The following is a 12,236-nucleotide window of genomic DNA, read 5'->3' as shown; positions in this document are numbered from 1 at the left end:
CCGGTGCAAGTTTGCCTAGAGTGCAGCGAGTTTCGTGCGTCACGCGCCGGCAGGATCTCGTGGACCGGCGTCGGGGCGGACGACGACGAGCCGGGCCGCCCTGAGCGGATGCCGGAGGGTGCGCGCACCGTCACCGACCGACGGCGAGCTCCTGCGTGGTCCTGAGCTGAGCGGGCTCGTCCTCGGCGGCATCGGCAGCGTCGGTCGTCCGGATCGGCGGCCGCCGCAGGCCGAGCCCCACCAGCGCCAGGCACAGCGCGCAGACCACCGCGACGATGACGAGCCCGCCGGTGTACGACAGGACCGGGGCGAGTGCGGCCAGGATCGTCGGCAGCAGGAACCCGAGGTAGGACAGCGAGTAGTACACCCCGGTGATCCCGGCCAGGTCGCGCGGGGTCGCGAGCGATTGGGCGATGATCAGCCCCGCGACCACGCACACTCCGTAGGACGCCCCGAGCAGGGCGGCCACGGCGACGACGAACACGGGACTACGCAGATCGCTCGCCACGGCGGCCAGGGCCATCCCGGCGGTCATGCCGCTCATACCCACCAGCAGTGCCCGCCCGCGGGTGAGGCGGTTCAGCAGTCCGACGGTCCCCTGCGCGAGGGCGCCCACCCCGAGGGTGAGGACGGTCAGGCCGGTTGCGTAGATCGTGGCCGAGTCGCCGAGATGTTCCTCCACGGTGCTGGGCAGGATCGCGTAGGCGACGCCGGCCGCGGCGAACACCCACGGCGCCGCCGGGAGCACCAGGCGCACGAAGACCGGATGGCCCGCCGTCGGGACCCGCAGGTCCGTGCGGAGCGATCCGCGTGCCCGGAGCTCGCGGGGCAGGCTCTCCGGTGCCGTGACCAGGGCGGCCGCGGCGAGCAGGCACAGCAGCAGATGGACCGCATAGGGCAGTTGTCCCGGCAGCGGTGCCCACTGGGCGAGGGAACCGGTCACGCCGGCGCCGATCGCGAAGCCGAGGGTGAGGGTCAGCGAGGACCGTCGGGCACCGGCCGTCGCCGTCGCGGTGAGGTCGTGCGGAGGGCTCGAGAGCTCTTTGACCCAGCTGGAGCCGACAGACATCCCGATGCCCACCCCGACACCCGCCAGGACGCGACCGAAGCACAGCACCAGGAAGCTCTCCATCCCGGCGGCCAGCAGCATGCTCGCGATCGCCGCGCCCACCAGCCCCGCGATCGCGAGGGGCCTGCGGCCGTGGCGGTCCGAGAGCGCCGCGGCGAGCAGCATGCCGGGGATCAGGCCCACCACGTACATCCCCAGCAGCAGGTTCGCCTGCCACGGCGCGTACCCGCCGAGCGACTCGTAGACGTGCAGCAGGGGCGTGAAGTGGTTGCCGCCCCAGGCGAGCACGAAACCGGTGGGGGCCACCCGCAGCCAGGCGGGCACCGGTCGTCGGCTCACGGCTGGACCTCGTAGTGCTCGTGCCCGGAGGTCAGGTGGTGCTCGATCAGGTCGCGGAACGTCACGACATCCTGATCCCGCACGGCCGCGGTCAGCTCGACGTGCTCCCGGTGGAGCGCCGTGAGATCGGCCGACGGGGCGGTGACCGCGAGATGGCTGAGCCGGTACAGCCGCGGGGCGAGCGAGGCGATGAGCTCGTCGACGACGCTGTTGCCCTGCTGGCGGATGATCTGCAGATGGAAGGCGTGGTCGTGGACGGCGAACTCTTTCGGGCGGCCGATGCTGTCGGCCTGCGCGGCCAGGGTCGCCTCCAGCGCCTCGAGCAGGTTCGTGCGTCGTCCCTCGTCGCCGACGATGCGGGCCACTGCGTGGCCTTCGAGCATGGAACGCACCGACAGCAGCTCGCGCCGCTCGCGGGCCGTGGGGCTCGTCACCAGCGCGCCCTTCTTCGGCACCAGGCGCACCAGGCCCCAGGTCGAGAGCTTCAGCATCGCCTCGCGGGCCGGGGTGCGGCTCGCTCCGTGCTCAGCGGCCACGTCGACCTCGGTGAGCAGGTCGCCGGGATCGATGTCCCCCTCGGCGATGCGGCGGGCGACGGCAGCGGCGATGCGCTCGGCGAGCGGCTGACGGTCGGAGGCGTCGAGCCAGGGCAGTTCCAGGGATTCCACACGGACACCCTAATGCATGCATCAATGGATGCAACGCTGGGGTTGGTGGCCGCGGGCCATGGGGGAGCAGCAGCGGCCTGTGACGGGCGGCGGCGTCGGTGGACACGGGGCGATCCCGCCAGCTGCAGCGACGTCGAGGTCTGGTCGCTGACGCATCAGAGCAGGTGTCTTGACTCGTTCGACGACAGGTGCTCGAGTGGGGACAGGCTCGGCGCTCGCCGGGGTCGTCAGCAAAGGAGTTGTCATGTCACGGACCTACGCAGTGACCGGCGCGGCCTCCGGAATCGGCAAGGTCACGACGGGGCTGCTGCGCGAGGATGCGCATACCGTCATCACGATCGACCTCAAGGACGCCGACGTGAACGTCGACCTCACGACCGAGGACGGTCGTCGCGAGCTGGTGACGCAGGTTCGCGAGCGGTCCGGCGGAGTTCTCGACGGAGTCATCGCCTGCGCTGGTTTGTCGGCACCCATCGTCGCCACCGCCGCCGTGAACTACTTCGGGGCCGTCGCGACACTGGAAGGATTGCGCCCTCTGCTCGCCGCTGCCGAGACGCCTCGCGCTGCGGTCGCCTCGTCGCTGGCAGCGCTGGATCCCCTCGACGACGACTTGTTCGACGCCCTGATCTCCGACGACTAGGAGCGGGCACTGGCACGAGCTGAGGAGATCGCCGAGGGTGCAGCCACGGGAGCCTCGAACTCGATCTACAACTCCTCGAAGAACGCCATCGCCCGCTGGGTGCGCAAGAATGCGGCCACCCCGCAGTGGGCTGGCGAAGGCATCGCCCTCAACGCGATCGCGCCCGGCGTGATCGAGACTCCGATGACCGCGGAGCTTCTTGCGAATGAGGAGGGGCGCAGGCTTCTCATGGAGGGCTCACCGGCACCCTTCAACGGCCCGGCAGGCCCGCCGACTGCCCCTGCGGGGTTGTTGCGCTACCTGACCAGCGAGGAGAACAGCTATGTCACCGGTCAGCTGATCTTCATCGACGGTGGTGCCGAAGCGATTCGCCGGCCGGAGACACTCTGAACGATTCTCACGGGTCCGGTGAGCAGCTGGGGTCGGCGTCGTCGCCGAGATCGGGTCAGACCTCCGGCTGCAGTTGGAAGTCCCAGGCGACGACCCCTGGCTGACCGGCCTTGGCGGCGTTCGCCGCCTCCCTCGCCCGGTGACCCGCGGCTACGCGTGCAGGCCCCGTGCCGCCTCACGCTGGTGGACCTCCGGGCTCTCCATCTGGATGGTGGCGTGCTCGAAGGCCACCGGGAAGTGGGTCCTCACGCAGGTCTGCACCTCTTCGAGGATGCGCAGGGCGTGCGCCGACTCGAAGCACTCCTCGCTCACCACCACGTGCGCAGAGATGATCGGCAGGCTCGAGCCGATCGCGGAGGCGTGCAGGTCATGGACGTCCTGGACGTGCTTCAGGGCGAGGAGGTGCTCGCGGACCTCGTCGAGGTCGACGCCCTTGGGGGTGTACTCCATGAGGATCCGCAGCGTCTCGCGCAGCAGGCGCACGGCGCGCGGCACGATCAGTGCCGCGATGAACAGCCCCGCCAGGGCGTCTGCCTGCTCGAAGCCGGTGTAGCGGATGACCAGTGCGGCGACGATCACGCCGAGCGATCCGAGGGCGTCGTTGACGACCTCGAGGAAGGCCGCGCGCAGGTTCAGGCTCGAGTCCTTCCCCCCGACGAGCACAGCGATCGCGAGGATGTTGGCGAGCAGGCCGATCACGCCGAACACGAGCAGCTCCCCGGAGGGGACGGCCGGCGGGTCCGCCAATCGGGAGATGCCCTCGATGGCGGTGTAGGTGCCGACGACGATCAGCAGTGTGGCCTGCGCCAGGGCCGCCAGCACCTCGATCCGGGCGAAGCCCCAGGTGCGGGCGTTGCTGGCGGGGCGCAGCATCATGGTCGCCGCGAGCAGGGCGACGAGCAGCCCGGAGGCGTCCACGAGGGCGTGGGCGGTGTCCGTCAGCAGGGCGAGGCTGCCGGTGACGACGCTGCCCACCGCCTGGGCCAGGACGATGAGTGCCGTGATCGCGAAGGCGATCGCGAGGCGGGTGCGGGCGGTCCCGGCGGCGCCGTGGCTGTGCGTGTGGTCGTGCCCGGCGCCCATCAGAGCTCACCGTCCAGACCGACGTCGTGGTCGCGGTGGTCCTGCAGGGAGAGCGAGGTGCCGGCGGCGCCGAGCAGCACGTCGGCCGCGGTGAGGACATCCGTCAGGCGCGCCAGGTCCGTCAGCGAGAACCACGAGGCGCGGCCCTCGCTGCGTGCGGTGACGAGCCCGCAGTCGCGCAGGCAGGCCAGGTGCTTGCTCACTGTGGACTGGGCGAGATGCATGTGGTCGACGAGGTCCCGCACCCGGTGCTCCCCCGTGGAGAGGTGCTGGAGCAGCGCCAGCCGCGTCGGCTCGGCCAGTGCGTGGAACAGCGCGGCCTGACCGTCGCCGATCTCGAACTGGGGCTCGCGCGTGACGTCGATGATCGTCATGGAGCGATCATATCGTCGATGAGCGATGAAAAGAAGAGCCGTGATGGCCGTCGGTTGGGGTCGCGACGCTCACTCGGCGGGGGCGGCAACCCTGGACGGATACCCCTAAGGGGTATAGCGTGCAGGCATGATGACCCATCGCGAGCCCCCGCACAGGGATCACGTCGAGCCCGAGAGGGACCCGGTCCGCGCGGCGCACCCCGCCCCTGCCGAGCAGGACGACCACGAGGGTCACGGCGACCACGCGGGCCACTCTGGCCACGGCGAGCACGGCGAGCACTCCGGCCACTCTGGTCATTCCGGCCACGGCGACCACGTCGCGCAGTTCCGTCACCTGTTCTGGATCAACCTCCTGATCGCGATCCCGGTGGTGATCTTCTCGCCGATGTTCGCCACGCTGCTGGGCTACTCGCTGCCCCAGTTCCCCGGCGCGCTGTGGATCTCCCCGCTGCTCGGCACCGTGATGTACGTGTGGGGCGGGCGCCCGTTCCTCACCGGCGGCGTCGCCGAGATCCGCTCCCGTCAGCCCGGGATGATGCTGCTGATCGCCCTCGGGATCACCGTCGCCTTCCTCGCCTCGTGGGGCTCCACGCTGGGCCTGCTCGATCCTCAGCTCGAATTCTGGTGGGAGCTTGCCCTGCTGGTCGTGATCATGCTGCTGGGGCACTGGGTCGAGATGCGCTCCCTGGCCCAGACCTCCTCCGCACTGGACTCCCTGGCGGCGCTGCTGCCTGATGAGGCCGAGCGGATCGAGGGCGACGAGATCGTGACCGTCCCCCCGTCGGACCTGCTCACGGGCGACCGGGTGCTGGTGCGGCCCGGCGCGAGCGTCCCGGCCGACGGCAGGATCATCGAGGGCCGCGCCGACGTCGATGAATCCATGGTCACCGGCGAATCCCGCCCCGTCTCTCGCGGCGCTGGGGAGCAGGTCGTCGCCGGCACGGTCGCCACGGATTCGAGCCTGCGCCTGGAGATCACCGCCACCGGGGACGACACCGCGCTCGCGGGGATCCAGCGCCTGGTCAGCGAGGCGCAGAACTCCTCCTCCCGCGCGCAGCGCATCGCGGACAAGGCCGCCGCCTGGCTGTTCTGGTTCGCCCTCGGCGCAGCTGTGCTCACCGCGATCGTCTGGTTCTTGGTCGGGCTGCCGGACGATGCCGTCGTGCGGACCGTGACCGTCCTGGTCATCGCCTGCCCGCACGCCCTGGGCCTCGCGATCCCGCTGGTGGTCTCGATCGCGACCGAGCGCGCCGCCCGCGGTGGCGTCCTGGTCACGGACCGCCTGGCGCTGGAGGCGATGCGCACCGTCGACGCCGTCCTGTTCGACAAGACCGGCACCCTGACCCGGGGCGAGCCCGTCCTCGCCGAGATCGCCGCCGACGACCCCGACCGGGTCCTGGCCCTGGCCGCCGCGGCCGAGTCCGAGAGCGAGCACCCCCTGGCCCGCGCCATCATCGAGCGGGCACAGGCCGACGAGGTGGACATCCCCGCCGCGTCGGACCTGTCCTCGACCCCCGCGCTCGGGGTCACTGCCCGTGTCGACGGCAGCGAGATCCGCGTCGGCGGACCGCGCCTGCTGGAGGAGACCGGGCAGGCCGAGCATCCCGACGCCGCCGACTGGCGCGAGGAGGGTGCGATCATCCTCCACGTGCTGCGCGACGGCGCCGTGATCGGAGCGCTGAAGCTGAGCGACGAAGTGCGGACAGAGTCCCGTGAGGCCGTCGACGCCCTCCACGCCCGGGGCATCGAGGTCGTCATGATCACCGGCGACGCCGAGGCCGTGGCCCGCAGCGTCGCGGGTGAGCTCGGGATCGACCGCGTCTTCGCCGGCGTGCGCCCCGAGGACAAGTCCTCGAAGGTCGCCGAGCTCCAGCAGGAGGGGACGAAGGTCGCGATGGTCGGTGACGGCGTCAACGACGCTCCGGCTCTCGCCCGGGCCGACGTCGGCATCGCGATCGGTGCCGGCACCGACGTCGCGATCGCCTCGGCCGGCGTCGTGCTCGCCAGCTCCGACCCCCGTGCGGTGCTCTCGGTCATCGAGCTCTCCCGCGCCTCCTACCGCAAGATGCGCCAGAACCTGTGGTGGGCGGCCGGCTACAACCTGCTGTCCGTGCCGCTGGCGGCAGGCGTCCTCGCCCCGATCGGCTTCGTCCTGCCGATGTCCGTCGGCGCGATCCTCATGTCGCTGTCCACCGTCGTCGTGGCGCTCAATGCCCAGCTGCTGCGCTGGGTGGACCTGCGCCCGGAGGTCGCTGCCGCCGCGGTGCGCGACCGCGACTGAGGCAGGACGCCGCACTACCTCACGGAGCGCCGGTCACACCTTGACATGCATACCCCCTAGGGGTATAAATGGCAGGAACGAATACCCCGTAAGGGTATGCCACGACAAGGAGGCGCCCCATGGCCCAGAACCGTTATGAGTACCAGGTGACCGGCATGACCTGCGGGCACTGCGAGATGTCCGTGCGCGAAGAGGTCGGGGAGATCCCCGGCGTCGACCAGATCGAGGTCAGCCACGAGACCGGCACTCTCGCGTTCACCGCTGCCCAGCCCGTCCAGGACGACGTCGTGCTCGCCGCGGTCCAGGAAGCCGGTTACGCCGCGACCCGCGCCTGACGTCCCGCCCCCGCGCGCGCTCGCGCCCTGTCCCGCCCTCGCGGGAGCCGCCTCGTCGGCCGCGAGCCCCCCTCGAGTGAGAGAAGACCCGTCATGACCACCCCCTCGCCCCAGATCCCCCTGGGTGCCGATATCGAGCTGTCGATCAGCGGGATGACCTGCGCCTCGTGCGCGAACCGCATCGAGCGCAAGCTCAACAAGCTCGACGGGGTCACCGCGACGGTCAACTACGCCACCGAGAAGGCGAAGGTCACCTACCCCGCGGAGTACGAGCCGCAGGACCTGGTCACGACCGTCGAGCAGGCCGGATACGGCGCGGCCCTGCCCACGCCGACGGCCGACGGGCCCACGGGGGACGGCGACGCGGACGGCGAGCAGGACGACCCCGAGCTGCGGGCGCTGCGTCAGCGACTGATCGGCGCCGCCGTGCTCTCGGTCCCGGTGATCGCGATGGCGATGATCCCCGCGCTGCAGTTCACCTACTGGCAGTGGGCCTCCCTCGCCCTCGCCGCCCCGGTGATCGTCTGGGCCGCCTGGCCGTTCCACCGCGCCGCCTGGAAGAACGCTCGCCACCTGAGCGCCACCATGGACACCCTGATCTCCGTGGGCGTCAGCGCAGCCTTCCTCTGGTCGCTGTACGCGCTGTTCCTGGGCACCGCCGGGGTCCCCGGCATGACGCACGCCTTCGAGCTCACCATCGCCCCGGGCGACGGCGCCGCCAACATCTACCTCGAGGTCGCTGCCGGCGTCACGACGTTCATCCTGCTGGGGCGGTACTTCGAGAAGCGCTCGAAGCGGCAGGCCGGCGCGGCGCTGCGCGCCCTGCTGGACATGGGGGCGAAGGATGCCGCCGTGCTCCGCGACGGAGCCGAGGTCCGCGTGCCGATCTCCGAGCTGATCGTGGGCGATGAGTTCCTGGTGCGCCCCGGGGAGAAGGTCGCGACCGACGGGACCATCGTCTCCGGTTCCTCGGCCGTCGATGCCTCGATGCTCACCGGCGAGTCCGTCCCCGTCGAGGTGGGCGAGGGCGACGCCGTCACCGGCGCCACCGTGAACGTCGGCGGCCGGCTGCTGGTGCGCGCCACCCGCGTCGGCTCCGACACCCAGCTCGCCCAGATGGCGACGCTGGTCGAGGACGCCCAGTCCGGCAAGGCCGAGGTGCAGCGTCTCGCCGACCGCGTCTCCGGGATCTTCGTGCCCATCGTCATCGTCCTCGCGATCGTGGTGCTCGCCGCCTGGCTCCTGCTCGGCTTCCCCGTCGAGGCCGCCTTCACCGCCGCCGTGGCGGTGCTGATCATCGCCTGCCCCTGCGCCCTGGGCCTGGCCACCCCGACCGCCCTTCTCGTGGGGACCGGCCGCGGCGCCCAGCTCGGCATCCTCATCAAGGGTCCCGAGATCCTCGAATCCACCCGCCGGATCGACACCGTCGTCCTCGACAAGACCGGCACCGTCACCACCGGGACCATGACCCTCGCCGGCGTGGTACCCGGGGCCGGGGTGGATCGCGACCAGCTGCTGCGCCGCGCCGGCGCTGTGGAGGACGCCTCCGAGCACCCCATCGCCCGGGCGATCAGCCAGGGCGCCGCGGCCGTGGCCGGCCCGCTGCCCGCGGTTCAGGACTTCCTGAACCTCGAGGGGCGCGGCGTGCGCGGGCTCGTCGACGGCCAGGAGATCCTCGTCGGCCGCGAGAACCTCCTCGGCGACGGCGACGGCGACGGCGACGGCGGCGAGCTCGACGTGGACCTCGCTGCCGCGAAGGCCGAGGCCGAGGCGCAGGGGCGGACCGCGGTCGTGGTCGCCTGGGGCGGACGGGCCCGCGGGGTGCTCGTGGTCGCGGATGCCGTCAAGCCCACCAGCGCCCAGGCGATCGAGCAGCTGAAGCACCTCGGCCTCACCCCGATCCTGCTGACCGGCGATCACCGCTCCGTCGCGCGGCAGATCGCCGCGGAGGTCGGGATCGACGAGGTCATCGCCGAGGTCATGCCCCGCGACAAGATCGACCACGTCGCGCGCCTGCAGCGCGAGGGGAAGGTCGTCGCCATGGTCGGCGACGGCGTCAACGACGCCGCGGCCCTCGCCCAGGCCGATCTGGGCCTGGCGATGGGCACCGGCACCGACGTCGCCATCGAGGCGGCGGACATCACGCTGGTGCGGGGCGACCTGCGCAGCGCCGCCGATGCGATCCGGCTCTCCCGCCGCGCGCTCGGCACCATCAAGGGCAACCTGTTCTGGGCCTTCGCCTACAACACGGCCGCGATCCCGCTGGCGGCGCTGGGCCTGCTGAACCCGATGCTGGCCGGCGCCGCGATGGCGCTGTCCAGCGTGTTCGTCGTCGGCAACAGCCTGCGGCTGCGAGGCTTCCGCAGCCGCGCCCAGGACCCGGCGCCGGTCGCGAGCGCCGACGCCCCGCGCACCCCGGCCCCGGCGGCCGGCTGACCTGCTGGCCGCAAGCCACCCCTCAGCCGCCCCCGAACCCCATCCCCCCTCCGGCCCCAACCCCCATCCCTCCGGCCCCAACCCCCGGTTGAGCTCTACGTTCTCGTTGCCACAAGCGTCGGTGGCACCGAGAACGTAGAGCTCGACCGATGGGTGAGTCGGGGGGTCGGGTGGGTCGGGTCTGCTCGGTCTGCTCGGTCTGCTCGGTCTGCTCGGGAGCAGTGTCCCGGAGCGCTCAGCGCGACAGGAGCAGCGCCTCGCCCTGGCCCCCGCCGCCGCAGAGCGCGACGGCGGCGGTGCCGGATCCCCGGCGCCTCAGCTCATGGGCGGCATGTACGGCGAGGCGGGCGCCGGAGGCGCCGATGGGATGACCGATCGCGATGCCCCCGCCGTGGACGTTGACGATCTCCTCGGGCAGGCCGAGCTCGCGCCGTGAATGGGCGACCACCGCGCCGAAGGCCTCGTTGATCTCCACCACATCGAGGTCAGAGGGCGTGATTCCCTGCCTCGCCAGGGCACGGCTGATCGCATCCGCAGGCTGCGCCTGCAGGGAGTTGTCGGGTCCGGCCGTCTGCCCGGAGGCCCCGATCTCGGCCATGACCTGCCAGCCCTCCTCGTCGGCCCGGGCACGGGTGGTGAGCACCAGCGCCGCGGCGCCGTCGGAGATCTGCGAGGAGTTCCCCGCCGTGATGCTCCCGCCCTCGGCGAAGGCGGGGCGGAGCCCTCCGAGGCTCTCGAGGGTCGTGTCCGGGCGGATCCCCTCGTCCGCGGTGACGACCACCGGGTCCCCGCGGCGCTGCGGCACCTCGACCGGGACGATCTCCTCGGTGAGCACCTCGGCGGCCGCGGACGCCCGCTGGTGCGACAGCGCCGCGACCCGGTCCTGGTCCTCGCGCGTCACCGCGAAGCGCGGATTGTGCCGCTCCGTCGACTGCCCCATGCTCTCCCGGTCCTGCGCGTCGGTCAGACCGTCGTGAGCCATGTGGTCGAGCGCCTCGACGGTTCCGTACTTCCACCCGGAGCGAGACCCCATGAGCAGGTGCGGGGCCTGGGACATCGACTCCATGCCGCCCGCGACGACGACCTCCGCGTCCCCGACGGCAATCATCCGGGCGGCGTCGATGACGGCGGTCAGCCCCGACAGGCATACCTTGTTGACGCTGTGCGCCGGCACGTCCCAGCCGATCCCCGCGCCGATCGCAGCCTGCCGGGCCGGGTTCTGGCCCGAGCCCGCCGGCAGGACCTGCCCCATGATCACGGCGTCCACTCCGGATGCGTCCACGGCGCCCCGCGCGAGCGCTCCCTCGATGGCGAAGGATCCCAGCCGGGGTGCCGGGAACGAGGACAGCGCACCCTGCAGACGTCCCTGCGGGGTGCGCGCCGCGGCGACGATCACGATGTCGTTCATGGTGGGGCCTCCTTGCCCGTCGACGACGGTGCACGTCAGCACCCAGTGTGCCGCATCGGCGGCGAGCGGAGGGCGTCCCTCGGCCTCAGCCGTCCCGGCGGGCGTCCAGTGCGCGCTGGTGCTCCGCGTAGAACTCCGTCTCGACCGGCTCGGGGCGGTCCTGGCCGTTGAGCAGACGGTGCCACAGGGGGTAGTAGGCGGGCTGCTGCGAGGCCAGGGTGATCCGATCGCGGGCCTCGTCGGGCAGGATGAGATCGGCGGCGGCGAGGTCCTCCTGGAGGTGCTCGAAGGACCGGGCGGCGATCACGGTGCCGTCCACGCCGGGGCGGTCGAGGATCCAGGAGATGACCACCTGGGGGATCGTCCATCCCAGGTCGCCGGCGATCTCGTCGAACAGCTCGATGAGGTCGTAGGCGCGCTCCCAGTCGGTCACGTGCGGCTCCGGCCACCCGGTGCCCTGCCTCGTATCCGACGGGGTCTTCGTGCCGCGGCGCACCCTGCCGTTCAGCAGCCCCTCGCCCAGCGGGCTCCATCCGAAGGTGGCGACGCCCAGGTCGCGGGCGGCCGGGATGATCTCGTACTCGATCTCCCGCGCCTCGGGCGTGTAGTAGACCTGCTGCGCGATCGGGGCCTCGAGCCCGGCCTGCCGTGCCTCGTAGACCGTCTTGGTCAGCTGCCAGGCGCTGTAGTTGGACACGCCCCAGTAGCGGACCTTGCCGGCGCGGATCAGGTCGGTGACGGTCTGGATGGTCTCGAGGATCGGGGTCTGACCGTCCCACTGGTGCATGTACAGCAGGTCGAGATGGTCGGTGCCCAGCCGCTGCAGGCTCTCCTCGACCGCGCGGGTCACGTGGTACCTGCTCGCGCCGGAATCGTTGGGCCCCTCGCCGATCGAGGTGCGGGCCTTCGACGTGAGGATGATGTCGTCACGGCGCGTCCCCAGAGCCTTCCCCAGGACGCGCTCGGAGTCGCCGGCCGAATAGATGTTCGCGGTGTCGAGGAAGTTCACGCCGTGGGAGAGGGCCTCGTCGAGCTGTCGACGGGCCTCGTCCACGGAGAGTCCGGCGATCTTCTCGAAACCGCCCCCGGAGCCGAACGGGATCGTTCCCAGTGCCAGGCGGGAGACGTAGAGCCCGGAGTGACCGAGACGGATGTGGTCCATGGGATGCATTCCTCTCGCGCAGTGGCGGGTGATCGCCCGTGCGGGACGAAC

At 71.6% G+C, this 12,236-nt stretch carries 11 protein-coding genes; 5 read left to right on the top strand and 6 right to left on the bottom strand.

The annotated features are described in order from the left end of the window. Positions 1–130: 130 nt before the first annotated feature. Complete coding sequence (locus tag JOF44_RS12270; protein WP_209891653.1) at positions 131–1,408, bottom strand: MFS transporter; 1,278 nt, start codon at positions 1,406–1,408, stop codon at positions 131–133. Continuing rightward, the gene (locus JOF44_RS12265) at positions 1,405–2,076 is read right to left on the bottom strand and encodes a GntR family transcriptional regulator (RefSeq protein WP_209891650.1); all 672 of its coding nucleotides are present in this window, start codon (positions 2,074–2,076) and stop codon (positions 1,405–1,407) included. Before JOF44_RS12265 ends, JOF44_RS12270 begins: the two co-directional genes overlap by 4 nt. Before the next feature lie 244 nt (positions 2,077–2,320). On the opposite strand from JOF44_RS12265, the gene JOF44_RS20770 reads away from it, so the two are divergent. Both JOF44_RS20770 and JOF44_RS20765 read left to right on the top strand, forming a co-directional pair. Then, complete coding sequence (locus JOF44_RS20770; RefSeq protein ID WP_245348936.1) at positions 2,321–2,716, top strand: Rossmann-fold NAD(P)-binding domain-containing protein; 396 nt, start codon at positions 2,321–2,323, stop codon at positions 2,714–2,716. A 9-nt stretch (positions 2,717–2,725) separates the two neighbouring features. Then, a complete protein-coding gene (locus tag JOF44_RS20765) occupies positions 2,726–3,106 on the top strand; it encodes an SDR family oxidoreductase (RefSeq protein ID WP_245349422.1) in 381 nt (126 codons plus the stop codon). Between the two features lie 150 nt (positions 3,107–3,256). On the opposite strand, the gene JOF44_RS12255 is transcribed toward JOF44_RS20765, so the two are convergent. Both JOF44_RS12255 and JOF44_RS12250 read right to left on the bottom strand, forming a co-directional pair. Then, positions 3,257–4,189, bottom strand: a complete 933-nt coding sequence (locus JOF44_RS12255; protein ID WP_209891647.1) for a cation diffusion facilitator family transporter — start codon at positions 4,187–4,189, stop codon at positions 3,257–3,259. Beyond that, entirely contained in the window at positions 4,189–4,563 is a 375-nt protein-coding gene (locus JOF44_RS12250) for an ArsR/SmtB family transcription factor (RefSeq protein ID WP_209891644.1), read from the bottom strand. Before JOF44_RS12250 ends, JOF44_RS12255 begins: the two co-directional genes overlap by 1 nt. Before the next feature lie 130 nt (positions 4,564–4,693). On the opposite strand from JOF44_RS12250, the gene JOF44_RS12245 reads away from it, so the two are divergent. The 3 genes from JOF44_RS12245 (at position 4,694) to JOF44_RS12235 (ending at position 9,615) form a co-directional block, all read left to right on the top strand. Continuing rightward, positions 4,694–6,844, top strand: coding sequence for a heavy metal translocating P-type ATPase (locus JOF44_RS12245; RefSeq protein ID WP_209895974.1), 2,151 nt, complete (start codon positions 4,694–4,696; stop codon positions 6,842–6,844). Between the two features lie 119 nt (positions 6,845–6,963). Beyond that, a complete protein-coding gene (locus JOF44_RS12240) occupies positions 6,964–7,179 on the top strand; it encodes a heavy-metal-associated domain-containing protein (protein WP_209891641.1) in 216 nt (71 codons plus the stop codon). Between the two features lie 93 nt (positions 7,180–7,272). Further along, entirely contained in the window at positions 7,273–9,615 is a 2,343-nt protein-coding gene (locus JOF44_RS12235) for a heavy metal translocating P-type ATPase (RefSeq protein ID WP_209891638.1), read from the top strand. Positions 9,616–9,850: 235 nt separating this feature from the next. On the opposite strand, the gene JOF44_RS12230 is transcribed toward JOF44_RS12235, so the two are convergent. Next, positions 9,851–11,023 (bottom strand): acetyl-CoA C-acetyltransferase, encoded by a 1,173-nt coding sequence (locus tag JOF44_RS12230; RefSeq protein WP_209891636.1) that lies wholly within the window; start codon positions 11,021–11,023, stop codon positions 9,851–9,853. Between the two features lie 85 nt (positions 11,024–11,108). Beyond that, complete coding sequence (locus JOF44_RS12225; protein ID WP_209891633.1) at positions 11,109–12,185, bottom strand: aldo/keto reductase; 1,077 nt, start codon at positions 12,183–12,185, stop codon at positions 11,109–11,111. Positions 12,186–12,236 lie beyond the last annotated feature (51 nt).

The organism is Brachybacterium fresconis (genome assembly GCF_017876515.1).
In the GTDB taxonomy this organism is placed as follows: domain Bacteria; phylum Actinomycetota; class Actinomycetes; order Actinomycetales; family Dermabacteraceae; genus Brachybacterium; species Brachybacterium fresconis.
Note: the sequence above shows the minus strand (reverse complement) of the source record. Positions and strands in the feature narration are given on the sequence as shown.